The organism is Pseudomonas sp. NFX5, assembly GCF_049132125.1.
GTDB lineage: Bacteria > Pseudomonadota > Gammaproteobacteria > Pseudomonadales > Pseudomonadaceae > Aquipseudomonas > Aquipseudomonas marginalis.
In genome coordinates this window covers 188,235-211,808 of the sequence record NZ_JAFMZG010000028.1, presented here as the reverse complement: position 1 = coordinate 211,808, position 23,574 = coordinate 188,235, and the positions used below count along the sequence as shown (strand labels likewise).

Annotated in this window: 23 protein-coding genes; 9 read left to right on the top strand and 14 right to left on the bottom strand. The window is 60.4% G+C overall.

The annotated features are described in order from the left end of the window. Positions 1–72: 72 nt before the first annotated feature. Positions 73–1,110: a rod shape-determining protein MreB gene (mreB, locus tag J1N02_RS18055; RefSeq protein ID WP_002555108.1), complete on the bottom strand. Its 1,038-nt coding sequence runs from the start codon at positions 1,108–1,110 to the stop codon at positions 73–75. Positions 1,111–1,320: 210 nt separating this feature from the next. Here mreB and gatC point away from each other — a divergent pair, with 210 nt between their 5' ends. The 6 genes from gatC (at position 1,321) to J1N02_RS18025 (ending at position 6,546) form a co-directional block, all read left to right on the top strand. Then, on the top strand, positions 1,321–1,608 hold the full coding sequence (gene gatC / locus J1N02_RS18050; RefSeq protein WP_003171764.1) for an Asp-tRNA(Asn)/Glu-tRNA(Gln) amidotransferase subunit GatC: 288 nt from the start codon (positions 1,321–1,323) through the stop codon (positions 1,606–1,608). A 16-nt stretch (positions 1,609–1,624) separates the two neighbouring features. Further along, positions 1,625–3,076 (top strand): Asp-tRNA(Asn)/Glu-tRNA(Gln) amidotransferase subunit GatA, encoded by a 1,452-nt coding sequence (gene gatA, locus J1N02_RS18045; RefSeq protein WP_421147542.1) that lies wholly within the window; start codon positions 1,625–1,627, stop codon positions 3,074–3,076. 10 nt (positions 3,077–3,086) lie between these two features. Beyond that, entirely contained in the window at positions 3,087–4,532 is a 1,446-nt protein-coding gene (gene gatB / locus J1N02_RS18040; protein WP_108573889.1) for an Asp-tRNA(Asn)/Glu-tRNA(Gln) amidotransferase subunit GatB, read from the top strand. 160 nt (positions 4,533–4,692) lie between these two features. Beyond that, entirely contained in the window at positions 4,693–5,064 is a 372-nt protein-coding gene (locus J1N02_RS18035; protein ID WP_421147541.1) for a septal ring lytic transglycosylase RlpA family protein, read from the top strand. A 58-nt stretch (positions 5,065–5,122) separates the two neighbouring features. Then, positions 5,123–6,169, top strand: coding sequence for a calcium/sodium antiporter (locus J1N02_RS18030; protein ID WP_421147578.1), 1,047 nt, complete (start codon positions 5,123–5,125; stop codon positions 6,167–6,169). Then, positions 6,166–6,546 (top strand): carboxymuconolactone decarboxylase family protein, encoded by a 381-nt coding sequence (locus tag J1N02_RS18025; RefSeq protein WP_027604832.1) that lies wholly within the window; start codon positions 6,166–6,168, stop codon positions 6,544–6,546. Before J1N02_RS18030 ends, J1N02_RS18025 begins: the two co-directional genes overlap by 4 nt. Here the strand turns inward: J1N02_RS18025 and J1N02_RS18020 are convergent. From J1N02_RS18020 to kdgD, 5 genes are all read right to left on the bottom strand, one after another. After that, positions 6,543–7,484: an AEC family transporter gene (locus J1N02_RS18020; RefSeq protein WP_027604833.1), complete on the bottom strand. Its 942-nt coding sequence runs from the start codon at positions 7,482–7,484 to the stop codon at positions 6,543–6,545. The two genes, J1N02_RS18025 and J1N02_RS18020, sit on opposite strands and share 4 nt — an antisense overlap. Positions 7,485–7,648: 164 nt before the next feature. Beyond that, the gene (gene garD, locus J1N02_RS18015; protein ID WP_027604834.1) at positions 7,649–9,202 is read right to left on the bottom strand and encodes a galactarate dehydratase; all 1,554 of its coding nucleotides are present in this window, start codon (positions 9,200–9,202) and stop codon (positions 7,649–7,651) included. A gap of 11 nt (positions 9,203–9,213) precedes the next feature. Then, entirely contained in the window at positions 9,214–10,578 is a 1,365-nt protein-coding gene (locus tag J1N02_RS18010) for an MFS transporter (protein ID WP_027604835.1), read from the bottom strand. Between the two features lie 98 nt (positions 10,579–10,676). Then, entirely contained in the window at positions 10,677–12,122 is a 1,446-nt protein-coding gene (locus J1N02_RS18005) for an aldehyde dehydrogenase family protein (RefSeq protein ID WP_027604836.1), read from the bottom strand. 54 nt (positions 12,123–12,176) lie between these two features. Continuing rightward, positions 12,177–13,088, bottom strand: coding sequence for a 5-dehydro-4-deoxyglucarate dehydratase (kdgD, locus tag J1N02_RS18000; protein WP_027604837.1), 912 nt, complete (start codon positions 13,086–13,088; stop codon positions 12,177–12,179). A 242-nt stretch (positions 13,089–13,330) separates the two neighbouring features. Here kdgD and J1N02_RS17995 point away from each other — a divergent pair, with 242 nt between their 5' ends. Beyond that, the gene (locus tag J1N02_RS17995; protein ID WP_368960619.1) at positions 13,331–14,485 is read left to right on the top strand and encodes a phospholipase; all 1,155 of its coding nucleotides are present in this window, start codon (positions 13,331–13,333) and stop codon (positions 14,483–14,485) included. A gap of 185 nt (positions 14,486–14,670) precedes the next feature. Here the strand turns inward: J1N02_RS17995 and J1N02_RS17990 are convergent, their stop codons facing one another. Further along, on the bottom strand, positions 14,671–15,417 hold the full coding sequence (locus J1N02_RS17990) for a FadR/GntR family transcriptional regulator (protein WP_027604839.1): 747 nt from the start codon (positions 15,415–15,417) through the stop codon (positions 14,671–14,673). A 278-nt stretch (positions 15,418–15,695) separates the two neighbouring features. Here J1N02_RS17990 and J1N02_RS17985 point away from each other — a divergent pair, with 278 nt between their 5' ends. Beyond that, complete coding sequence (locus J1N02_RS17985; RefSeq protein WP_421147540.1) at positions 15,696–17,285, top strand: glucan 1,4-alpha-maltotetraohydrolase domain-containing protein; 1,590 nt, start codon at positions 15,696–15,698, stop codon at positions 17,283–17,285. Positions 17,286–17,346: 61 nt separating this feature from the next. Here J1N02_RS17985 and J1N02_RS17980 read toward each other — a convergent pair whose 3' ends face one another. The 7 genes from J1N02_RS17980 to rplM all read right to left on the bottom strand — a co-directional run bounded on the left by J1N02_RS17980 (position 17,347) and on the right by rplM (position 22,235). Continuing rightward, positions 17,347–17,766 carry a ClpXP protease specificity-enhancing factor gene (locus J1N02_RS17980; protein ID WP_027604840.1) on the bottom strand — a complete coding sequence of 140 codons (420 nt, stop codon included), beginning with the start codon at positions 17,764–17,766 and terminating at the stop codon, positions 17,347–17,349. 17 nt (positions 17,767–17,783) lie between these two features. Further along, the gene (locus J1N02_RS17975; protein WP_421147539.1) at positions 17,784–18,401 is read right to left on the bottom strand and encodes a glutathione S-transferase N-terminal domain-containing protein; all 618 of its coding nucleotides are present in this window, start codon (positions 18,399–18,401) and stop codon (positions 17,784–17,786) included. 148 nt (positions 18,402–18,549) lie between these two features. Continuing rightward, the gene (locus J1N02_RS17970) at positions 18,550–19,329 is read right to left on the bottom strand and encodes a cytochrome c1 (protein WP_027604842.1); all 780 of its coding nucleotides are present in this window, start codon (positions 19,327–19,329) and stop codon (positions 18,550–18,552) included. Further along, complete coding sequence (locus J1N02_RS17965; RefSeq protein WP_003171746.1) at positions 19,329–20,540, bottom strand: cytochrome b; 1,212 nt, start codon at positions 20,538–20,540, stop codon at positions 19,329–19,331. Before J1N02_RS17965 ends, J1N02_RS17970 begins: the two co-directional genes overlap by 1 nt. Further along, positions 20,540–21,133, bottom strand: a complete 594-nt coding sequence (petA, locus tag J1N02_RS17960; RefSeq protein WP_027604843.1) for a ubiquinol-cytochrome c reductase iron-sulfur subunit — start codon at positions 21,131–21,133, stop codon at positions 20,540–20,542. The genes J1N02_RS17965 and petA overlap by 1 nt, the downstream gene beginning before the upstream one ends. Positions 21,134–21,399: 266 nt before the next feature. Next, entirely contained in the window at positions 21,400–21,792 is a 393-nt protein-coding gene (gene rpsI, locus J1N02_RS17955; protein ID WP_003171743.1) for a 30S ribosomal protein S9, read from the bottom strand. Between the two features lie 14 nt (positions 21,793–21,806). Further along, positions 21,807–22,235, bottom strand: coding sequence for a 50S ribosomal protein L13 (gene rplM / locus J1N02_RS17950; RefSeq protein ID WP_003171742.1), 429 nt, complete (start codon positions 22,233–22,235; stop codon positions 21,807–21,809). Positions 22,236–22,483: 248 nt separating this feature from the next. Between rplM and J1N02_RS17945 the strand changes: the two genes are divergently transcribed. Further along, a complete protein-coding gene (locus tag J1N02_RS17945; protein WP_065924311.1) occupies positions 22,484–23,524 on the top strand; it encodes an NADP(H)-dependent aldo-keto reductase in 1,041 nt (346 codons plus the stop codon). Positions 23,525–23,574 lie beyond the last annotated feature (50 nt).

Genomic DNA, 23,574 nt, shown 5'->3' with positions numbered 1-23,574 from the left:
GAAGAAGATAAACGCCAACAGGCAGCACTGCAAAGTGCTGCCTGCGGGCGAAGCATGGTGCAACCAACGATCTTATTCGCTGGAGAGCAGGTCCATGGTGTGTTTATCCATCATTTCCAGTGCACGACCACCGCCACGGGCAACGCAGGTCAGCGGGTCTTCGGCGACGATCACCGGCAGGCCGGTTTCCTGGGCCAGCAGCTTGTCGAGGTCGCGCAACAGGGCGCCACCACCGGTCAGCACCAGGCCTCGCTCGGCGATGTCGGAAGCCAGCTCCGGCGGCGATTGCTCCAGGGCGCTCTTCACAGCCTGAACGATGGTGGCCAGGGACTCTTGCAGAGCTTCCAGCACTTCATTGGAGTTCAGGGTGAAGGCACGTGGAACGCCTTCGGCCAGGTTGCGACCGCGAACATCGACTTCGCGAACTTCGCCGCCCGGGTAAGCGGTACCGATTTCCTGCTTGATGCGCTCGGCGGTGGATTCGCCGATCAGGCTGCCGTAGTTGCGACGTACATAAGTGATGATCGCTTCGTCGAAACGGTCGCCGCCTACCCGTACGGATTCGGCATACACCACACCGTTCAGGGAGATCAGGGCGATTTCAGTGGTACCACCACCGATATCCACCACCATCGAACCGCGCGCTTCTTCAACCGGCAGGCCGGCACCGATCGCAGCAGCCATCGGCTCTTCGATCAGGAACACTTCGCGGGCACCGGCGCCAAGGGCCGATTCACGGATGGCACGACGCTCCACCTGGGTGGATTTGCACGGAACGCAGATCAGCACACGAGGGCTGGGCTGCAGGAAGCTGTTTTCGTGAACCTTGTTGATGAAGTACTGCAGCATCTTTTCGCAGACGCTGAAGTCGGCGATCACGCCGTCTTTCATCGGACGAATGGCAGCAATATTGCCTGGTGTTCGGCCGAGCATGCGCTTGGCCTCGGTGCCGACGGCAACGACACTTTTCTGATTACCATGGGTCCGAATGGCCACAACCGATGGCTCATTCAGAACGATACCGCGCTCGCGCACGTAAATAAGGGTGTTGGCAGTGCCCAGGTCAATGGAAAGATCGCTGGAAAACATGCCACGCAGTTTCTTGAACATGGGGAAAGGACCCTAGGCAACGCGTGGGTAAAAAAGTGCGGCAAACTCTAACAACGACAGGGATTTTGGGCAAGGCGCCAATGTGCTAAATTGGCCGACTTTCTGTGCACCAACCCCCACAATCGCGGCCGTAAGACCGTAGAAATGCGGTAGTGTTCCGACAATCTAACACACGGACAGCCTCCGTTCTGTTTTCCACTGGAGATTCCCATGGCGCTTGAACGCTCCGACGTGGAAAAAATCGCTCATCTGGCCTCGCTTGGCCTGAATGAAGCCGATCTTCCACAGACCACCGCAGCCCTGAACAGCATTCTCGGGCTGGTTGACCAAATGCAGGCCGTGAATACCGACGGCATCGAGCCCCTGGCTCACCCGCTGGAAGCCAGCCAGCGCCTGCGCGCAGACGTCGTGACCGAGCGCAATAATCGCGAGGCCTACCAGTCCATCGCGCCAGCGGTCGAAAACGGCCTGTACCTGGTTCCGAAAGTCATCGACTAAAGGGAAAGAGCCTTTCATGCATCACATGACTCTGGCCGAGATCGCCCGCGGTCTCGCCGACAAAAAGTTTTCCTCCGAAGAGCTGACCAAGACCCTGCTTGCGCGCATCGCCGAGCTGGACCCCAAGGTCAACAGCTTCATCAGCCTCACCGAAGAGCTGGCCCTGAGCCAGGCCAAGGCCGCGGATGTACGCCGCGCCAACGGTGAAACCGGCGCCCTGCTGGGCGCACCGATCGCCCACAAGGACCTGTTCTGCACCCAAGGCATTCGCACCAGCTGCGGCTCGAAGATGCTCGACAACTTCAAGGCGCCCTACGACGCCACCGTGGTCGCCAAGCTGGCCGCTGCCGGAGCCGTGACCCTGGGCAAGACCAACATGGACGAATTCGCCATGGGGTCGGCCAACGAGTCGAGCTACTACGGCGCGGTGAAGAACCCATGGAACCTGGAACACGTGCCCGGCGGTTCGTCCGGTGGTTCGGCTGCGGCCGTTGCCGCGCGCTTCCTGCCAGCCGCCACGGCCACCGACACCGGCGGCTCGATCCGCCAGCCGGCGGCCTTCACCAACCTCACCGGCCTGAAGCCGACCTACGGTCGCGTTTCCCGCTGGGGCATGATCGCCTACGCCTCCAGCCTCGATCAGGGCGGCCCACTGGCCCGCACGGCCGAAGACTGCGCGATTTTGTTACAAGGCATGGCAGGCTTCGACGCCCAGGACTCCACCAGCATCGATGAACCGGTGCCGGACTACAGCGCCAGCCTCAATACTTCGCTCAAGGGCCTGCGCATCGGCGTGCCGAAGGAATACTTCAGCGCCGGTCTCGACCCGCGCATCGCCGAACTGGTGCACAACAGCGTCAAGACGCTGGAAAAGCTCGGCGCCGTGATCAAGGAAATCAGCCTGCCGAACAACCAGCATGCGATTCCTGCCTACTACGTGATCGCGCCGGCAGAAGCCTCTTCCAACCTGTCGCGTTTCGACGGCGTGCGCTTCGGCTATCGCTGCGAAAACCCGAAGGACCTGACCGACCTGTACAAACGCTCCCGTGGCGAAGGCTTCGGCGCCGAAGTGCAACGCCGGATCATGGTCGGTGCCTACGCGCTGTCCGCCGGCTATTACGACGCGTACTACCTCAAGGCGCAAAAGATCCGACGCCTGATCAAGAACGACTTCATGGCTGCCTTTGAAGAAGTCGACGTGATCCTCGGCCCAACCACGCCGAACCCGGCCTGGAAGATCGGCGCCAAGACCGGCGACCCGATTGCCGAATACCTGGAAGACCTCTACACCATCACCGCCAACCTCGCGGGCCTGCCGGGCTTGTCCATGCCTGCCGGTTTCGTCGATGGCCTGCCGGTGGGCGTGCAGTTGCTCGCCCCGTATTTCCAGGAAGGCCGCCTGCTCAATGTGGCGCACCAGTACCAGTTGAACACCAACTGGCACACTCGCACCCCTACCGGCTTCTGAGGAGAACACTATGCAATGGGAAGTTGTGATCGGGCTGGAGATTCATACCCAGCTCGCCACCCAATCGAAGATTTTCTCCGGTAGCGCCACCACGTTCGGCTCCGAGCCCAACACCCAGGCCAGCCTGGTAGACCTGGGCATGCCTGGCGTACTGCCGGTGCTGAACCAGGAAGCCGTGCGCATGGCGGTGATGTTCGGCCTGGCGATTGACGCCGAGATCGGCCAGCACAACGTGTTCGCGCGCAAGAACTACTTCTACCCGGACCTGCCCAAGGGCTACCAGATCAGCCAGATGGAATTGCCGATCGTCGGCAAGGGCTACCTGGACATCCCGCTGGAAGACGGCACCATCAAGCGTGTCGGCGTCACCCGTGCGCACCTGGAAGAAGACGCCGGCAAGAGCCTGCACGAAGAGTTCAACGGTGCCACTGGTATCGACCTGAACCGTGCCGGCACGCCGCTGCTGGAGATCGTGTCCGAGCCGGACATGCGCAGCGCCAAGGAAGCCGTGGCCTACGTCAAGACCATCCACGCGCTGGTGCGTTACCTGGGCATCTGTGACGGCAACATGGCCGAAGGCTCGCTGCGTTGCGACTGCAACGTGTCGGTGCGGCCAAAAGGCCAGGCCGAGTACGGCACTCGCTGCGAGATCAAGAACGTCAACTCGTTCCGCTTTATCGAGAAGGCGATCAACACCGAAGTGCGGCGCCAGATCGAATTGATCGAGGACGGCGGCAAGGTGATCCAGCAAACGCGCCTGTACGACCCGAACAAAGACGAAACCCGCGCCATGCGCAGCAAAGAGGAAGCCAACGACTACCGCTACTTCCCCGATCCGGACCTGTTGCCGGTGGTGCTTGAGGATTCGTTCCTCAATGAGATCCGCGCCACCCTGCCGGAATTGCCACCGCAAAAACGCGAGCGCTTCCAGGCGCAGTTCGGCCTGTCGGTCTACGATGCCAGCGTACTGGCTTCGAGCCGTGAGCAAGCCGACTACTTCGAAAAGGTCGTGAGCATTGCCGGTGACGCCAAGCTGGCAGCCAACTGGGTGATGGTCGAGCTGGGCAGCCTGTTGAACAAACAGGGCCTGGAGATCGACGAAGCGCCGGTGTCGGCCGAGCAATTGGGCGGCATGCTGCTGCGCATCAAGGACAACACCATCTCCGGCAAAATCGCCAAGACCGTGTTCGAAGCCATGGCCAGCGGTGAAGGCAGCGCCGACGAGATCATCGAGAAACGCGGCCTCAAGCAAGTCACCGACAGCGGCGCCATCTCGGCCGTGCTGGATGAAATGCTGGCGGCCAACGCCGAGCAGGTCGAACAGTACCGTGCGGCAGACGAAGCCAAGCGCGGCAAGATGTTCGGCTTCTTTGTCGGCCAGGCGATGAAAGCCTCCAAAGGCAAGGCCAACCCGCAACAGGTGAACGAACTGCTGAAAAGCAAGCTCGAAGGCTGATTGCGATGAATGGTCCGGGCGAGACTTCATGCCTGACTCGGACCTCCTGTGGGAGGGGGCTTGCCCCCGTTAGCAGAGTGTCAGTCACTGCTGTTTTGACTGAATCACCGCTATCGGGGGCAAGCCCCCTCCCACATTTGTGATGGGGAGCACCTTGATAATGAAGCGTCTATTAGGTCTATGGGCTCTATTCTCACTGCTGGCCGGCTGCGCCAGCGGCCTCATCGACCCCAACGGCTACGACGAAACCGGCACCGCCTCTTATTACGGCGCCAGGCACCATGGCAAGAAAACCGCCAGCGGTGAACCCTTCAACCAGAACGCCCTGACCGCCGCCCACCGGCGACTGCCCTTCGGCACCCAGGTCAAGGTCACCAATCTCGACAACGACAAATCCGTCGTGGTCCGCATCAACGATCGCGGCCCGCATACCCGTGGGCGCTTGATCGATCTATCACGCAAGGCGGCCGAGCAACTGGGCATGCTGAGCAGCGGCACTGCGCGGGTTTGCGTGCAAGCCTTGAGCAATTGAAGACGGAGCCCTGGCCATTTTCGGATTAACCGCCCTCTCGCCCTGGAGCCTGCTCGAACTGGTCAGCGGCCTGGTGCTGCTGATCCTCGGCGCCGAAATCCTGGTGCGCGCCGCCGTGCGCCTGGCCGCCAGCCTCAAGGTGCGGCCGCTGATCATCGGCCTTACGATCGTCGCCTTCGGCAGCAGCGCGCCGCAGATGACCGTCAGCCTGCAGGCCACCCTGGCCGGCAATACCGACATTGCCGTGGGCAGCGTGATCGGCAGCAGCATCTTCAACATTCTCGTGACCCTGGGCCTGTCGGCGCTGATCATCCCCCTGCGCGTCTCGCGGCAGCTGGTGCGCCTGGATATTCCGGTGATGATCCTCGCCGGGCTGCTGGTGTTTACCCTGGCGGCCAATGAAGAACTGACGCCGGTCGATGGCCTGCTGCTGCTGATTGCCCTGCTGGCCTACCTCGGCGTGCTGCATTACCAGACCCGCCATTCGCGCCGCCCGCGCACCCTGGATACCGTCGCCCGGGCGCCCTGGCTGAGCAGCGTGCTGCAGATGCTGGGCGGGCTGTTGATCCTGGTGCTGGCCGGGCACTTGCTGCTCGGCGCGGCGGTGGATGTGGCGGCGGACCTGGGCCTGTCGGAGCGCATCATCGGCCTCACGCTGATCGGCGTCGGTACGTCGCTGCCCTGCCTGGCTACCTCACTGATTGCCGCCCTGCGCGGCCAGCGGGAAATTGCCGTGGGCAACGTGATCGGCAGCAACCTGTTCAACCTGCTGGGCGTATTGGGGCTGACCGCGCTGCTCGCGCCTTCGCCGCTGTCGGTGTCGCCCAACGCCCTGGACTTCGACCTGCCGGTGATGCTCGGCGTGGTGGTGCTGTGCCTGCCGGTGTTTTATACCGGCTACCGCGTCACCCGCGCCGAAGGCCTGGTGCTGCTGGGCCTGTACCTGGCGTATGGGCTGCACGTGATGTCGTTCACCACCGGCATGCCCCTGGCCAACAAGCTTGAACAACTGATGCTGTATTACGTCCTGCCAGTGCTGGTGGCTTTCCTGTTGTTCAGCACGCTGCGAGCCTGGCGCCGCCAACACAAGAGGGAATCGCAATGACCGATCAGAAAAAGCCCGGGGTTGAAATGCGTCGCCAGGTGATGGGCGATGTGTTCGTCGACCGTGCCCTGGGCAACGCCACCGAGTTCACCCAGCCGCTGCAGGACTTCGTCAACGAACATGCCTGGGGCAGCGTGTGGAGCCGCGAAGGCTTGCCGCTCAAGACGCGCAGCCTGATCACCCTGGCCGCCCTCACCGCGCTCAAGTGCCCGCAGGAGCTCAAGGGCCACGTGCGTGGCGCGTTGAACAACGGCTGTACTGTGGAGGAAATTCGCGAAGCGCTGCTGCATTGCGCGGTGTATGCCGGCGTACCGGCGGCGATTGATGCGTTTCGGGCGGCGCAGGAAGTCATCGACACCTATCAGAAAGAAGGCTAGATCCAGCCACCCGCCTGCAACACGAAAATCCCGATATTCGTGGTCACTGCCGCCATCAGCGTGGTGATCACGATAATCGCCGCCGCCAATTCATGATTGCCCTCGGCCGCCCTGGCCATCACGAAGCTCGCCGCAGCGGTCGGCGCACCGAAGTACAGGAACAGGATTCCCAACTCCGGCCCGCGAAAGCCCAACAGCCATGCGCCCAGGGTCGCGACCACCGGCAGCCAGACCATCTTCATCAAGCTCGCGCTCAGCGCCATATTGCCGCTCTTGCGCAACGCCGCCAGGGACAAGGTGCCGCCAATGCAGATCAATGCCAGCGGCAAGGTGGTGTCCGCCAGGTACTGCATGGATTTTTCCAGCCAGCCCGGCAGGCCAATCTGAAAATACGCGAACGGCGCCGCCACGATGACGCTGATGATCAGCGGATTGGCCACCACACTTTTGCAGATGCTCCACGGGTCGGACTTGATCACCGGGCTGTACACCGCCAGCACAATGGTCGACAGCGTGTTGTAGAACAGGATCACCAGCGCCGCGAGGATCGCGCCGAGGGAGATACCGTAGTCGCCGTACATGCTGGCGGCCAGGGCCAGGCCGATCACCCCGTTGTTGCCGCGAAACGCGCCCTGGGTGTAGATGCCCCGGTCTTCACGCTTGCAGCGAAAAATCGCCCAGCCCCAGGCCAGGGCAAAGCTCAGCAGCGTGGCCACGGCAAAATAGATCAGCAACCCCGGCTTGAGCGCCGAGTGCAGGTCGGCGTGGAGGATGCCGAGGAACAGCAGCGCCGGCATGGTGACGTTGAACACCAGGGACGAAGCCGTGTGGATAAAGTTGTCGTTGATCCAGTTGATGCGCTTGAGCAGCACACCCAGGAACAGCATGGCGAATACCGGCGCAGTGATGGTGAGGGTGGTGAGGAAAATTGCCAGCATGCCGGGGAGAACCTTGGTGAGCGTCGTCAGGTGGCTAATGATAAGCCATACAGCCCAACGGCGCCTGATAGACCGCTATCGGGAGCAAGCCCCCTCCCACACTTGAAAGTATTCACAATTCAAACTGTGGGAGGGGCTTGCCCCCGATGGCAGGCGACGCGGTCTCAGGTAATCGGCGCCGGGTTGAACAAGGTGATGTCGTTATGCAGCTTGTGATGTTCCGCCCAGGTCTGCTTCTTACCGCTGGCCACGTCCAGGTAGAAGTGGAACAACTCCCAGCCCAATTCCTCGATGGTCGCGCGCCCGGTGGCAATGCGCCCGGCGTCGATATCGATGAGGTCCGGCCAGCGCTGCGCCAGCTCCGTACGCGTCGAGACCTTCACCACCGGCGCCATCGCCAGCCCGTAAGGGGTGCCACGCCCGGTGGTGAACACATGCAGGTTCATCCCCGCCGCCAGTTGCAGGGTACCGCAGACAAAGTCACTGGCCGGCGTGGCGCAAAAGATCAGGCCCTTGCCCTTGAAGCGCTCGCCAGGGCCCAGCACGCCATTGATCGCGCTGCTGCCGGACTTTACGATGGAGCCCAGGGACTTCTCGACAATGTTCGACAGCCCGCCCTTCTTGTTGCCTGGCGTGGTGTTGGCGCTGCGATCGGCCTCACCCTTGGCCAGGTAGCGGTCGTACCAGTCCATTTCCCTGACCAACTCTTCGGCAACTTCCTTCGTCTCTGCGCGCGAAGTCAGCAGGTAAATGGCATCCCGCACTTCGGTGACTTCGGAAAACATCACCGTTGCCCCGGCCCGCAGCAACAGATCCGAGGCATAGCCCAGCGCCGGGTTGGCGGTGATGCCGGAAAACGCATCACTGCCGCCGCACTGCATGCCCAGGATCAACTCGGACGCCGGCACGGTTTCCCGGCGACGCTGGTCGAGCTTCTTCAGGCGCACTTCGGCCAGGTCCATGATCTGTTCGATCATTTCGGTAAAGCCGTGGCTGGAATCCTGCAACCGATACAGCCACGGCTCGCTGAGGTCGACGGAGCTGTCGTTGTCGTGCATCACCTGCCCGGCCTGCAATTTCTCGCAGCCCAGGCTGATCACCAGGGCTTCGCCGCCCAGGTTCGGGTTGCGCGCCAGGTTACGCACGGTACGGATCGGGATGTAGGCATCCGTCGCGGTGATCGCCACCCCGCAGCCGTAGCTGTGGGTCAGCGCCACCACGTCATCGACGTGGGGGTACTTGGGCAGCAATTCGTCCTTGATGCGCTTGACCGCATGGTCCAGCACGCCCGTCACGCACTGCACCGTGGTGGTGATGCCGAGGATATTGCGCGTGCCCACGGTACCGTCGGCGTTGCGATAGCCCTCGAAGGTAAACCCCTCCAACGGTGCCTGGGTTTCAGGCACCTCGGTGGACAGCGGCAAGCTGTCCAGCGGTGGCGCGGTGGGCATGCGCAGTTGATCTTCCTGGACCCAACTGCCGCGCGGAATCGGCGCCAGGGCGTAACCGATGGTCTGTCCGTAGCGAATAATCTGACCGCCTTCAGGGATGTCTTCCAGGGTCACTTTGTGGCTCTGGGGGATGAAATCCACGGTCACCAGGCCGTCCGGGAACTCGGTCCCGGCCGGTACGCCCTGGTCGTTGACCACGATCACTACGTTGTCGCGCTCGTGCAGGCGGATGGAGCGCGGCGAGTCGGCATGTTCAATCAACTGCATCACGGGGCCTCTCAGGAATGCGCTTCGGTTAGGTTGGTCAACTCAGGCCCCTTGCTTGGCGGCTCTTTGAGTACTACACGCTTGATCGGGCCGACGATGACCAGATAGCTGAACACCGCCACCAGCGCGTTGGCGCCGACAAACACCAGGGCCCACTTGAACGAGCCGGTGGTGCTGATGATGTAGCCGATGACAATCGGCGTGGTGATCGACGCGAGGTTACCGAAGGTGTTGAACAAGCCGCCACTGAGACCGGCGATTTGTTTCGGCGAGGTGTCGGACACCACCGCCCAGCCCAATGCGCCAACACCCTTGCCGAAGAAAGCCAAGGCCATGAAGCCCACCACCATCCATTCAACGTCTACATAGTTGCACGCGATGATGCTGCTGGAGACCAGCAGGCCGGCAATGATCGGCGCCTTGCGGGCGAACGTCAGCGAATGGCCTTTGCGCAGCAGGTAGTCGGAAATCACCCCGCCCAGCACGCCACCGATAAACCCGCAGATCGCCGGCAACGAGGCGATGAAACCGGCCTTGAGGATGGTCATGCCGCGGTCCTGCACCAGGTAAACCGGGAACCAGGTCAGGAAGAAGTAGGTGATGCCGTTGATGCAGTACTGGCCCAGGTACACGCCAAGCATCATGCGGTTGGTCAGCAACTGACGGATGTAATCCCACTTCGGACCGTCGGTTTTCTTACCCTTGCCCTTGTCCTGGTCCATATCGACCATCGCGCCATTGGCGGCGATGTGATTGAGCTCGGCTTCGTTGATCATCGGGTGCTGGCGCGGGCTGTGGATAACTTTCAGCCAGATCAGCGAGAACACGATGCCGATCACGCCCATCACGATAAACACGTGCTGCCAGCCGAAGCGGTAGACGATCCAGCCCATCAGCGGCGCGAACAACACCGTGGCGAAGTACTGCGCCGAGTTGAAGATCGCCGAGGCCGTACCGCGCTCGGCGGTCGGGAACCAGGCGGCAACAATCCGCGCGTTGCCCGGGAAGGACGGCGCCTCGGCCAGGCCCACCATGAAGCGCAGCATGAACAGCGCAACCACTGCGGTGGAGACACCGAACTCACCGACGTAGCCTTGCAGCACGGTGAACAGTGACCAGGTGAAGATGCTCAGGGCGTAGACTTTTTTCGAGCCGAATCGGTCCAGCAGCCAGCCACCGGGGATTTGCCCGGCCACGTAGGCCCAACCGAATGCGGAGAAGATATAACCGAGGGTGACCGCGTCGATGCCGAGGTCTTTTTGCAGGCTGGAGCCCGCGATGGCGATGGTGGCCCGGTCGGCGTAGTTGATCGTGGTCACCAGGAACAGCATGAGCAGGATCAAATAGCGGACATGGGTCGGCTTGGTCGCTTGCATGTAGAAGTACTCCCACTAATTATTTTTTTTGCGGGTAATGGTTTTCTGTTTTTGTCGTGGGGACCGGCAGGCCTCCGGCCCCCACTGGGTGTTGCGTATTACGAACCGATGTAGCTGGTTTTCACCACGGTGTAGAACTCCTGCGCATAGCGACCTTGCTCCCGCGAGCCATAGGACGAGCCTTTACGGCCACCGAATGGAACGTGGTAATCCACACCTGCGGTCGGCAGGTTGACCATCACCATCCCCGCCTGGGAGTGGCGCTTGAAGTGGTTGGCGTACTTCAACGACGTGGTGGCAATGCCCGCCGACAAACCGAACTCGGTGTCGTTGGCCATGGCCAGTGCCGCCTCGTAGTCCGCCACGCGCACGACGTTGGCGACCGGGCCGAAGATCTCTTCACGGCTGATACGCATGGCGGCTTCGCTGTCGGCAAACAGCGTCGGCGCCAGGTAGTAGCCTTCGGTGTCGCAGGTGACCAGGCCGCCACCGCTCACCAGCCGCGCACCTTCGCTTTGGCCGATGTCGATGTACTTCATGTCCTGGTCCAGTTGGGCCTGGGAAACCACCGGGCCGATGTCGGTGCCGCTTTTGAGCGCGTGGCCGACCTTGATCGACTTCATGCGCTCGGCCATGGCCGCGACGAACTGGTCGTGGATACCGGCGGTGACGATCAGGCGGCTGGACGCCGTGCAACGCTGGCCGGTGGAGTAGAACGCGCTCTGTACCGACAGCTCGACGGCCTGCTTGAGATCGGCGTCGTCGAGAATGATCTGCGGGTTCTTGCCGCCCATTTCCAACTGCACTTTGGCTTGGCGCGATACGCAGCTGACAGCGATCTGGCGACCCACACCGACGGAACCGGTGAAGCTGATGCCGTCGACTTTCGGGCTGTTGACCAGCACATCGCCCACCACACGGCCGCTGCCCATTACCAGGTTGAACACGCCGGCAGGGAAACCGGCGCGGGAGATGATCTCCGCCAGGGCCCAGGCGCAGCCCGGTACCAGTTCAGCCGGTTTGATCACCACGCAGTTGCCGTAGGCCAGGGCCGGGGCGATTTTCCAGGCGGGAATCGCGATCGGAAAGTTCCACGGGGTGATCAGGCCGACCACGCCAAGGGCTTCACGGGTGACTTCCACATTGACGCCCGGGCGTACCGACGGCACGTAGTCGCCGGACAACCGCAGGCATTCACCGGCGAAGAACTTGAAGATGTTACCGGCGCGGGTCACTTCGCCGATGGCTTCCGGCAGGGTCTTGCCTTCTTCCCGGGCCAACAGGGTGCCGAGTTCTTCGCGACGGGCGAGGATTTCACTGCCGACTTTATCCAGGGCATCGTGGCGAGCCTGGATCCCGGAAGTGGACCAGGCCGGGAATGCGGCGCGGGCGGCGTCGATTGCGGCGTTAACCTGGGTGACGTCGGCCTTGGCGTATTCACCAATGACATCGGACAACTCCGACGGGTTGAGGTTGACGCAGTAATCGGCGCCGGCAACCCATTCACCGTTGATGTAGTTCTCAAAACGCTTTACTTGGGACACGAATCTTCTCCTGACGCAAAAGGCCGCTGATTGCTCAGCGGCCTTGTGGATAATTTATTGCGGACCTTGCTTGTCGATCAGCGCGGCCAGGGCTTCGTATTCTTCCGGCAGCAGATCGGTCAGCGGCGTGCGCACAGGGCCTGCGTCATAGCCGACGATTTTTGCACCCGCCTTGACGATGCTCACGGCATAACCGGCCTTGCGGTTACGGATGTCCAGGTACGGCAGGAAGAAGTCGTCGATGATCTTGGCGACGGTGGCGTGATCGTCCTTGGCAATGGCGTGGTAGAAATCCATCGCGGTCTTCGGGATGAAGTTGAACACCGCCGAGGAGTACACCGGTACGCCCAGGGCCTTGTAGGCAGCGGCGTAGACCTCTGCGGTCGGCAGGCCGCCGAGGTAGCTGAAACGATCACCCAGACGGCGGCGGATCGACACCATCAACTCGATGTCACCCAGGCCATCCTTGTAGCCGATCAGGTTCGGGCAGCGCTCGGCCAAGCGTTCCAGCAGCGGAGCGGTCAGGCGGCACACGTTGCGGTTGTAGACCACCACACCGATCTTGACTGATTTGCACACCGCTTCAACGTGGGCGGCGACCCCGTCCTGGCTGGCTTCGGTGAGGTAATGCGGCAGCAGCAGCAGGCCTTTGGCGCCCAGGCGCTCGGCTTCTTGCGCGTACTCGATGGCCTGGCGGGTCGAACCACCGACACCGGCGAGGATCGGCACGCTGGTGGCGCAGGTATCCACGGCGGTCTTGATCACTTGGGAATATTCGCTGGCGGCGAGGGAGAAAAACTCACCAGTGCCGCCCGCTGCGAACAAAGCAGTGGCGCCGTAAGGGGCCAGCCATTCCAGGCGCTTGATGTAGCCCGCCTGGTGGAAGTCACCCTGGGCATTGAAATCGGTCACCGGGAAAGACAGCAGACCGTGGGAGAGGATGGACTTCAGTTCTTGTGGATTCATTATTCGAACACCCTGGGCGAAGACTTTCTATTGAAAGGTTGTTGGTTTTGTTGATGTCGTACGTCATCGTACAACCATAAATAATTTCGTCAACTGCAATTCATCGGCGTTGTGCACTTGAGGGCGTTGAAAGGCTTGGGCAGCGGTGTTCTTGACGTAGGAAATTATTCCTCTATGCTCTGCATGACTGTATATATATACAGTATTCAAGGAAGATTCCTACGACATAGCAAGGAGCTAACATGTCAGGTCCTGAACTCGCAGCACCCGCAAAAAAACCGCCTACCCTGCGCTTCGAAGGCGGTGAACACACCGCCATCGGCGACGATACGCTGTTGCGCTTCAGCAAGGACGCCCCGGCAATCCCCGCGCGGCAAGTCGAACTGCACCTGCCCAACGGGCTGGCACTCACCTACGGCCAAGTGATCGCCCTGGGCGGTGATTTTTATGGCATCCCCGGCCAGCCCATCAACGAAGGCACCTCACCTGCCGATCGTATGCAGCGTTTCAGCGCCGCGTTCAACTCACTGGCCGTGCTGCCGGCCTCGCGGGACGAAGCGCCGAAGATCCTGGCGGTGATGCAAAAAGAGATCAACGCGGTCAACCAGGCGATCAAGGACGGCAAGCAAGCCCATGAAGCCTATGATGCTCTGGGTGATACGTTGTCCGAGGAATGGAACCGCATCACCGGTGGCGGCAGCGCGGTGTCGGCACTGATCCCACTGGGGCGTTACCTGAAACTGGCGGCGGACAACGCCGACCACTTCGGCGAATGGGCGCTGGCGGCCTACCTGGCGGGGCATGCAGCCGCCTTGCAACAGGCCGTGGTGGCCCACCAGACCGGTACCGATCAGGCATTGGAGCTGGCCTACGCCATGAACGGCTTTGCCGATCACTTCTTGACCGATCTATTTTCTGCCGGCCACCTGCGCGTGCCGCGCAAACAGCTGGCGGCGGTCGTCACTCCGGGCGAACTGGGCTCGCTGATCAGCCGCTTCATGCACGATGAAGACAGCAAGTTCGGGCTCAAGGTGCGCAATGCCGTGGGTGACGAGTGGCATGCCTATGGCGACAAACGCTATTTCGACAGTATCGACGCAGCCAATCGGGCACAGGTCAAACGCGCCGTTCAGGCATCCGCTGATGAGATCTTCGAAACCTTCATCGATGGCGTTGCGCCCTCCCCGGCCAACTTCAAGGCACCGCTGTACGTCCCGGATTTGAACGCGGCACAGAACCCGGCGAATAACTTCTCGCCATTGTTCAAGATGGAGGGCGACAAGGTGCTACGACGCAAGGACGTGAATGACCTGAACGACAAGCACTGGACCAATGATTGGTGGGGGTGGAGTACGTATTTGTTGCTTAAGGATTACAAGCCGAATACCCCGGCTTGAGCGGTACCGCCTGTCGATACTGTGAGTTCTAACAGTTATGTACCGTTCATCAAGGGCGGATAACACACCTCAGGGGCTTAGGCATTGGCTCCTGAGGCGAACACTGGACTCGTTAGCGTCCTACATCCAATCAATGCAAACGTCATAGAAAAACGCTGGACAGCACATGAGCCACCTGCTGACGATCAGCCTGCCCTTTCAGCCTCTTCATGGGCATGGCGCAGCCGCTCACGGCTGTTGGTCAGGTGCAAGCGCATCGCCGCCCTCGCCGCATCCGAATCCTGGCGAGCAATCGCTTCATAAATTTCTTCGTGTTCGCGGCTCAGGCGTCCCATGTAGTGCTGGTGGTCATCATGGGCCAGGCGTGCCGAGTTCAGGCGCGTACGCGGGATGATGCTGGTGCCCAGGTGGGTCATGATGTCGGTGAAGTAGCGGTTGCCGGTGGACAACGCAATTTCCAGGTGGAACGCGAAGTCCGAGGCCACTGCATCACCGGCGTGTGCCGCGCTTTCATTCAGGGCATCGAGGGCCGCGCGCATGGCGGCCAGCTGTTCATCGCTACGGCGCAGTGCGGCCAGCCCGGCGGATTCCACTTCCAGGCTGATACGCAGTTCGAGAATCGCCAGCACATCACGCAGGGTCACTACGGTGGCCGGATCGATGCGAAAGCCGCTCGGGCTCGGCGTGTCGAGCACAAAGGTGCCGATACCATGACGGGTTTCCACCTGCCCCGCCGCCTGCAAGCGGGAGATGGCCTCGCGGACCACGGTGCGGCTGACGCCATGGGCGTCCATGATCGCCGATTCGGTGGGCAGCTTGTCGCCACGTTTGAGTTGACCATCACGGATCTGCTCGGACAGCACCGTGACCAATTCCTGGGCAAGGCTGCGGCGCTTGCGGGGAAGACGAGGGGCGGTGCTGGCGTTTTCCATGTGGAATCATCTATCTCGGTGGACTAAAACAGCATCATAGCCCATGGCGGTTGTACGATCACCGTTTGTACCGCACTTTCATGTACAAGCGGGCAGCTTTCAGCTCCGGCTGTATAGGGCTCCCGTGAAAAGGGGGTTCAAATTCGAACATAACGCGTGGCTACTTCACGCCTGGGTCTTAGTGCCAAACGTTCTCGCGCACCTGGCAATTATGACAGCAGACGGTTTTCCATCCCCGTAGCAGAGTAAAGCCTGTTCCAGCAAACAGGTGCCGGGTGATGAAACGCACAGGCTGGTATTGCACAACGATTGTCTGGCTGCTGGCATGCGCCGTCCACGCTGCACCGCCGAGCGTGCGCAATGGCGGTGGAGAAGACATCCTGCTGCAGGGTTTCCACTGGAACTCCAGCCGCAATGCCCCGCAGAAATGGTATGAGGTGCTGGCACAAATGGCCCCCACTATCGGCCAGGACGGCTTCACCAAAATCTGGCTGCCGCCCGCCTGGAGCGATCAATCCAGTTGGAGCGACGCGACGTCGGGAACGTCGGGCGGCGGTGAAGGCTACTTCTGGAGCGACTTCGACAAGAACAGCCAGTACGGCAGCGACAGCCAGCTCAAACAGGCGGTCGCCGCCCTGGCAGGTGCCGGCGTGCAAGCGATATACGACGTGGTGCCCAACCATATGAACGACAAGCTGCCAAGTAAACAGATACGCTTTCCCAGGGGGCTCAAGCTGTGGCGCGATGACTGCACCGCCCCCGTCGCCTGTGATGAGGGCGATGCGTTCATGAGCGGTTCGGCCGACCTCAACACAAGCAACTCGGAAGTCTCGCAGCGCTTCATGCAGGAATTCAGGAACCTGCGGGACAACTACAGCGCCAAAGGCTTGCGCTTCGATTTTGTGCGCGGCTACGCGCCGGAGCGGGTCGATGTGTGGATGAAAAACTTGGGTGACCAAGCGTTCTGCGTCGGCGAGTTGTGGAAAGGCCCCGGCGAGTATCCGGCGAACGACTGGCGCAGCCAGGCCAGTTGGCAGGATGCGTTGAAGGACTGGTCGGATCGGTCCCACTGCAGCGTGTTCGATTTTGCCCTCAAGGAGCGCATGCAAAATGGCAGCTTGGCCGAGTGGCGTCATGGCTTGAATGGCAATCCCGAACCGGCATGGCGGCAGGTCGCGGTGACCTTTGTCGACAACCACGACACCGGTTATTCGCCAGGGCAATACGGCGGGCAGCATCATTGGCCCCTTGCCGACCCGCAACGCAATATCGCCTACGCCTATATCCTGCTGAGCCCGGGTACGCCGACTGTGTATTGGCCCGACACGTACGACTGGGGCCGGGGCGACCTGATCCGCGAGCTGATCAGCCTGCGCAAGGACGCCGGCATCAGGGCCGATTCACCCATCAGTTTCCAGACCCACTATTCCGGATTGGTGGCCGCCATCCAAGGCAGCCGCAAGCGCCTGCTGATCGCCTTGGACTCCGACCTTTCCAAGGTGCCTGACGGCTTCAGCCCTGCCCTGTTTGCGGACGGGCAGCGCATCCGCTCGTGGCAGGCCGCCCCGGCACCTTCCGACACCACGACCACCCTGCACTGCGACAACGCCAGGCCGGAGCTCGGCCAGGCAGTCTACGCAGTGGGGTCGCCTATCGAACTCGGCGCCTGGGACCCGGCCCACGCTATCGCACTGCAATCCGGCGCATCCAATCGCTGGAGCGGCACTGTCGTGTGGCCCACACAGCAACACATCAAATGGAAATGCCTGATCCGCAGCCTGAGCAATGTCAACGAGGTCTACTGGCAAGGCGGCGTCGACAATCAGTTCACCACGGGAGCCGCCAGCGAAACAGCGGGGAGTTTTTGACAAAAAAATGCCCCGGCAGAGCCGAGGCATTTTTTAACGCAGGCCCGAAGACTTACGCACTTTACTTCACCACTTTCAGGCTCGGCCGACCGCTTGGACGCGGTGGCTCGGTATCCGGTGGCGGCACATCATCGCCATCTTCCTCTTCAATCACTTCGTCGTCCTCGAAAGGCGACTCCAGATCGAACACCATGCCTTGGCCGTTCTCCCGGGCATAGATGCCGAGGATAGCGCCAATCGGCACGAACAGCGTATGCGGCACACCGCCGAAGCGCCCTTCGAAGCTGACCGCTTCATTGTCCATGTGCAGGTGGCGCACGGCGCTGGGTGATACGTTCAACACAATCTGCCCGTCACTGGCAAAACCCTGCGGTACCTGAACCGCAGGAAATTCGGAATTGACCAGCATGTGCGGGGTGCAATCGTTATCCACAATCCACTCATAGAGCGCGCGGACCAGGTAAGGTCGACTGGAGTTCATCAACGGCTCCTTAAGCCTTAGCGCATATCGCGTTCGACACCAGACAGACTTGCCTGGAAAGCCTCACGCGCAAACTGGCGCTCCATGTAATCAAGCAACGGCTTGGCCGGCCGTGGCAGTTCAATGCCCAGAAGCGGCAAGCGCCAGAGTATGGGTAATAGGCAGCAATCCACCAAGCTTTGTTCCTCGCTGAGGAAAAAAGGTTTATCGGCGAACAACGGCGAAACACCGGTCAGGCTCTCGCGCAATTCCTTGCGCGCCTGCACCCGAGCGGCTTCTTTGCTGCGGGTATCCAGGATCAAATCCACCAGCCCGCACCAATCTCGCTGGATCCGATGGATCAGCAGGCGGCTGTTGGCACGGGCCACCGGATACACCGGCAGCAAAGGCGGATGCGGGTAACGCTCATCCAGATATTCCATCACCACGGTTGACTCCCACAACGCCAGGTCACGATCGACCAGGGTGGGCAAGCTGCCGTAAGGGTTCACTTCGATCAGTTTCGGCGGATGACGACCCACCTCCACACTGATGATCTCGGCGCTGACACCCTTCTCTGCGAGTACGATGCGTACTCGGTGGGAATAGTGGTCGGCGGGGTCGGAGTAACAGGCCAACCGATTGGTCACGCCCATGGCGGTCCTCCTCGCTTGTTGAAATTATGGAAAGCTCAAAAACGAGCGCGCCCAGAAAGCATCTCTGCAGCCTCTGGAAAGTCCAGGTCGCTACGGGTTAGAGATGCCGCTGGGCGCGCAAGATTAACAGCAATTGCTTACGGTTGGATCAATGCACATCCTTCCAGTATTCACGTTTAAGCAGATAAGCGAATACGAAGAAGAAAGCCAGGTACAGCAAGACATACGTCCCGATGCGCTGGTGTTGCAGTTTGACCGGGTTGGCCGAATAGGCCAGGAAGGTCACCAGATTCTTGACCTTCTCGTCAAACTGCTCGTCAGTCAACGAACCAGGGGTTTCTATCTTCAGTTGATCGCACGCTTCATGGGTCAAAGGCGTACCGGTCAACGGATCATATTGCTTCTTGCCGTCTTCGACGACCTGAACCTGCTTGCATCCTACCACTTGCTTGCCTTGCAGGCCGACCAGAACGTTAGGCATGCCGACGTTCGGGAACACACGGTTGTTCACGCCATAAGGGCGCGCCGGGTCCTCGTAGAAGGATTTCAGGTAGCCGTAGAGCCAGTCGGTGCCGCGTACACGTGCCACCAGAGTCAGGTCAGGCGGTGCTGCACCGAACCAGGTCTTGGCGTCGGCAGGCTTCATGCCGATATTCATGTGGTCGCCGATCTTGGCGCCGGTGAACACCAGCTTCTCCAGCATCATTTCATGGGGGATACCGAGGTCATCGGCCACCCGCTCGTAACGCTGGAACTTGGCGCTGTGGCAGCCCATGCAGTAGTTGGCGAACGTACGCGCGCCGTCTTGCATAGCCGCCTTGTCAGACACGTCGATATCGACTTTTTCCAGTTCCGGGCCGCCGTGCTCGGCAGCGAAGGACAGTAGCGGCAGCGCCGCAAGCATCAATGCAACGAATAATTTTTTCATCAGCCAGTCACCCTTTCCGGAACCGGTTTGGTCTTCTCGAGCCGGGTGTAGAACGGCATCAGAATGAAGTAGGCGAAGTACAGGAAGGTGCAGACCTGCGACAGCAGCGTACGCTCCGGGGTCGGCGCCAATACGCCCAACACGCCCAGAATCACGAATGCAATGCAGAACACCCACAGCCAGATTTTGCTCAGCCAGCCTTTGTAGCGCATGGACTTGACTGGGCTTCGGTCGAGCCACGGCAACACGAAAAGCACCGCAATGGCCGCGCCCATGGCGATGACGCCCATGAGTTTGTCGGGGATCGCCCGCAAGATCGCGTAGAACGGCGTGAAGTACCAGACCGGGGCAATGTGCTCAGGTGTCTTGAAGGCGTTCGCCTGTTCGAAGTTAGGCTTCTCGAGGAAATAACCACCCATCTCCGGGAAAAAGAACACGATCGAGCAGAACACGAAGAGGAACACGACCACGCCGACAATGTCTTTCACGGTGTAGTACGGGTGGAACGGGATGCCATCCAGCGGGATGCCGTTCTCGTCCTTGTGCTTCTTGATGTCCACGCCATCCGGGTTGTTGGAACCCACTTCGTGCAGCGCCAGGATGTGCAGCACCACCAGGCCCAGGATCACGATGGGCAGCGCCACGACATGCAGGGCGAAGAAGCGGTTCAGGGTGATACCGGAGATCAGGTAGTCACCGCGGATCCACTGGGTCAGGTCGTTGCCGATGACCGGGATCGCACCGAACAGCGAGATGATCACCTGGGCGCCCCAGTACGACATCTGGCCCCATGGCAGCAGGTAGCCCATGAAGGCTTCTGCCATCAGCGCCAGGTAGATCAGCATGCCGAACACCCACACCAGCTCCCGTGGCTTCTGGTACGAACCGTAGAGCAAACCACGGAACATGTGCAGGTAGACCACGATAAAGAACGCTGAAGCGCCGGTGGAGTGCAGCAGACGCAGGATCGAGCCGTACTCGACGTCACGCATGATGTATTCGACGGAAGCAAACGCCTCCTCCGCCGACGGGGTGTAGCTCATCGTCAGCCAGACACCGGTGACGATCTGGTTGACCAGCACCAGCAGTGCCAGGGAGCCAAAGAAGTAGAAGAAGTTGAAGTTCTTCGGGGCGTAATACTTGCTGAGATGGTCTTCCCACATTTTAGTAGCGGGGAAGCGTGCATCGACCCAATCCATGAACTTGCTCATCACGCGTTCTCCTTATCGAGGCCAATGACAATGAGGTCGTCAGTTTCGTAGGTATGCGGAGGCACGGGCAGGTTCAAGGGAGCGGGCTGGGACTTGTAGACGCGACCCGCCAGATCGTAGTGGGAGCCGTGGCAGGGGCAGAAATAACCACCGACCCAGTCTTTCCCCAGATCGACTGGGGCAACTTCCGGGCGGAAAGTGGGTGAGCATCCCAAGTGGGTACACAGGCCGACCAGCAGCAGAATCTCTGGCTTGATCGAACGTGCTTCGTTTTTGGCGTAGGCGGGTTGGTCGGATTTCTCAGATTTGGGGTCAGACAACTGGCCTTCGATCTTTTTCAGATTTCCCAGGATTTCCTCCGTACGACGAACAATGAATACCGGCTGGCCGCGCCACTCAGCAATCATCTGCTGGCCTGGTTCGATCTTGCTGATATTCACCTTCACCGGTGCACCTGCGGCTTTCGCCTTGGCACTGGGAAACCATGACCCCACGAACGGGACCGCAGCCCCCACCGCTCCTGCAGCACCCACCACGGATGTGGCTGCTACCAAGAAGCGACGCCGGCCTGCATTCACGCCGTCATTGCTCATTCAGTCCTCTCCCATCAGCTTTTTGGCCTGTTAAATCAGGCGTCTACTAAGTATTAAATCTGAACTTATAAAAATTTTGCCGAATGGTAATGAAAAGCCCCACGTCTGACAAGGGAATTGCCCGGGGCTCCGCCTCCAGGCCTTGTAGTATAGGGGGTCTACGGATGTGGCAAGTTGTCACGGTGAAAAATGTGCATAAATCGCAGGCAATAAAAAACGCCCAGCTCCGTAAGGAGGCTGGGCGTTTTTGTGGAACGTAAAGCGAATTAACGCTTCGAGTACTGCGGACGCTTACGCGCTTTACGCAGACCGACTTTCTTACGTTCAACTTCACGGGCATCACGAGTCACGAAGCCAGCTTTGCGCAGAGCGCCACGCAGGGTTTCGTCGTACTGCATCAGAGCGCGAGTGATACCGTGGCGGATTGCGCCAGCTTGACCACTTACACCGCCACCGATAACGGTGACGTAGATGTCGAACTTTTCAACAGTCTCGGTCAATTCCAGCGGCTGACGAACTACCATGCGGGCAGTTTCGCGACCGAAGAAGTTGTCCAGAGTGCGGTTGTTGATCGAGATGTTACCAGTGCCCGGACGCAGGAAAACGCGTGCGGTTGCGGTTTTGCGACGGCCAGTGCCGTAATTTTGAGTCGCCGACATAATGAACTATTCCGTTAAAACTTCAGTTCTTGGGGCTGCTGAGCAGCATGAGGGTGTACAGCGCCCGCATAGACTTTCAGCTTGCGAAACATATCGCGACCCAGTGGGCCCTTCGGCAGCATGCCTTTGACCGCGATTTCGATCGGGGCTTCAGGCTTCTTGGAGATCAGGCCTTCAAAGTTGGAAGACTTGATACCGCCTGGGAAACCGGAGTGACGGTAGTACATTTTGTCTTGCGCTTTGTTGCCGGTAACACGTACCTGCTCAGCGTTGATGATCACGATGTAGTCACCGGTGTCAACGTGAGGGGTGTACTCAGGCTTGTGCTTGCCACGCAGACGGCTGGCGACTTCAGTGGCCAGACGACCCAGGGTCTGACCAGCGGCGTCGACGACAAACCAGTCGCGCTGAACTGTTTCCGGTTTTGCAGTAAAAGTTGTCATTCTTTAATAGCCTCAGGGGCCGCCCTGTAAATTAGACGGCGGATCTTACTGAATAGTGCTTACTTTGACAAGTCAAAGGCAGCCGGATACAGACGCTATCGGGGGCTCGGGTCGGCGCGTCCGTTCAACGGCAAGATTCTTCGGCAGGCGGCGCATCACTTCCACTGCAGAAAGAGGTGGGCAATTATGCAGATTGCGAAAAAAAATTCAACCTGCTTTTATGATTGTTTTCCCTGAAGGAGTACCCGATGGATTATCGACAGCTGGGCCGTACGGATCTGAACGTGAGCGCGATAGCCCTGGGCACCATGACGTGGGGCGAGCAGAACAGCGAGGCAGAGGCCTTCGCGCAGATCGAACGGGCCAAGGCGGCGGGGATCAACTTCCTCGATACCGCGGAAATGTACCCGGTGCCGCCCAAGGCCGACACCTACGCCACCACCGAACGCTATATCGGCAATTACTTCAAAAGCCGCGGCGACCGCGGCGACTGGATCCTCGCCAGCAAGATCGCCGGCCCCGGCAACACCATCGACTACATCCGCGACGGCCACCTGCGCCATAACCGCAAGCACATCGTCGAGGCACTGGACGCCAGCCTCAAGCGCCTGCAAACCGACTGGATCGACCTCTACCAGTTGCACTGGCCGGAGCGCAGCACCAACTTCTTCGGCCAACTGAGCTACAAGCACAAGGACGAAGACGACCTCACCCCGCTGGAGGAAACCCTCGAAGCCCTGGACGAGCAGGTCAAGGCCGGCAAGATCCGCCATATCGGCCTGTCCAATGAAACCCCGTGGGGCACCATGAAATTCCTGGCCCTGGCCGAAGCCCGTGGCTGGACCCGCGCGGTATCGATCCAGAACCCCTACAACCTGCTCAACCGCAGCTTTGAAGTGGGCCTGGCCGAAGTGGCCATCCGTGAGCAATGCGGCCTGCTGGCTTACTCGCCCCTGGCGTTCGGCATGCTCAGCGGCAAGTACGAAGGTGGCGCACGCCCGGCCAAGGCGCGCCTGACCGAGTACAGCCGTTTCAGCCGCTACTTCAACCCGCAGTCGGAGGCGGCGTGCAGCCGTTACGTGGCACTGGCGCGGGAGCATGGCCTGGATCCGGCGCAGATGGCGTTGGCGTTTGTGACCCAACAACCGTTCGTGACCAGCAACATTATTGGCGCCACGAACCTGGAGCAACTGGACAGCAACATCGCCAGTGCTGATCTGAAACTGTCGAAAGAGGTGCTGGAAGGGATTGAGGCGATTCAGAAGGATCATCCGAATCCGGCGCCTTGATCGATCTGTAGACCGCTATCGGGGGCTTGCCCCCGATGACGCACTCAAGA

Excerpts from the sequence above, each read along its gene's own strand:
- mreB (WP_002555108.1), bottom strand. The coding sequence starts at position 1,110 with ATGTTCAAGAAACTGCGTGGCATGTTTTCCAGCGATCTTTCCATTGAC.
- gatC (WP_003171764.1), top strand. The coding sequence starts at position 1,321 with ATGGCGCTTGAACGCTCCGACGTGGAAAAAATCGCTCATCTGGCCTCG.
- gatA (WP_421147542.1), top strand. The coding sequence starts at position 1,625 with ATGCATCACATGACTCTGGCCGAGATCGCCCGCGGTCTCGCCGACAAA.
- gatB (WP_108573889.1), top strand. The coding sequence starts at position 3,087 with ATGCAATGGGAAGTTGTGATCGGGCTGGAGATTCATACCCAGCTCGCC.
- J1N02_RS18035 (WP_421147541.1), top strand. The coding sequence starts at position 4,693 with ATGAAGCGTCTATTAGGTCTATGGGCTCTATTCTCACTGCTGGCCGGC.
- J1N02_RS18025 (WP_027604832.1), top strand. The coding sequence starts at position 6,166 with ATGACCGATCAGAAAAAGCCCGGGGTTGAAATGCGTCGCCAGGTGATG.
- J1N02_RS18020 (WP_027604833.1), bottom strand. The coding sequence starts at position 7,484 with ATGCTGGCAATTTTCCTCACCACCCTCACCATCACTGCGCCGGTATTC.
- garD (WP_027604834.1), bottom strand. The coding sequence starts at position 9,202 with ATGCAGTTGATTGAACATGCCGACTCGCCGCGCTCCATCCGCCTGCAC.
- J1N02_RS18010 (WP_027604835.1), bottom strand. The coding sequence starts at position 10,578 with ATGCAAGCGACCAAGCCGACCCATGTCCGCTATTTGATCCTGCTCATG.
- kdgD (WP_027604837.1), bottom strand. The coding sequence starts at position 13,088 with ATGAATCCACAAGAACTGAAGTCCATCCTCTCCCACGGTCTGCTGTCT.
- J1N02_RS17995 (WP_368960619.1), top strand. The coding sequence starts at position 13,331 with ATGTCAGGTCCTGAACTCGCAGCACCCGCAAAAAAACCGCCTACCCTG.
- J1N02_RS17990 (WP_027604839.1), bottom strand. The coding sequence starts at position 15,417 with ATGGAAAACGCCAGCACCGCCCCTCGTCTTCCCCGCAAGCGCCGCAGC.
- J1N02_RS17985 (WP_421147540.1), top strand. The coding sequence starts at position 15,696 with ATGAAACGCACAGGCTGGTATTGCACAACGATTGTCTGGCTGCTGGCA.
- J1N02_RS17980 (WP_027604840.1), bottom strand. The coding sequence starts at position 17,766 with ATGAACTCCAGTCGACCTTACCTGGTCCGCGCGCTCTATGAGTGGATT.
- J1N02_RS17975 (WP_421147539.1), bottom strand. The coding sequence starts at position 18,401 with ATGGGCGTGACCAATCGGTTGGCCTGTTACTCCGACCCCGCCGACCAC.
- J1N02_RS17970 (WP_027604842.1), bottom strand. The coding sequence starts at position 19,329 with ATGAAAAAATTATTCGTTGCATTGATGCTTGCGGCGCTGCCGCTACTG.
- J1N02_RS17965 (WP_003171746.1), bottom strand. The coding sequence starts at position 20,540 with ATGAGCAAGTTCATGGATTGGGTCGATGCACGCTTCCCCGCTACTAAA.
- petA (WP_027604843.1), bottom strand. The coding sequence starts at position 21,133 with ATGAGCAATGACGGCGTGAATGCAGGCCGGCGTCGCTTCTTGGTAGCA.
- rpsI (WP_003171743.1), bottom strand. The coding sequence starts at position 21,792 with ATGTCGGCGACTCAAAATTACGGCACTGGCCGTCGCAAAACCGCAACC.
- rplM (WP_003171742.1), bottom strand. The coding sequence starts at position 22,235 with ATGACAACTTTTACTGCAAAACCGGAAACAGTTCAGCGCGACTGGTTT.
- J1N02_RS17945 (WP_065924311.1), top strand. The coding sequence starts at position 22,484 with ATGGATTATCGACAGCTGGGCCGTACGGATCTGAACGTGAGCGCGATA.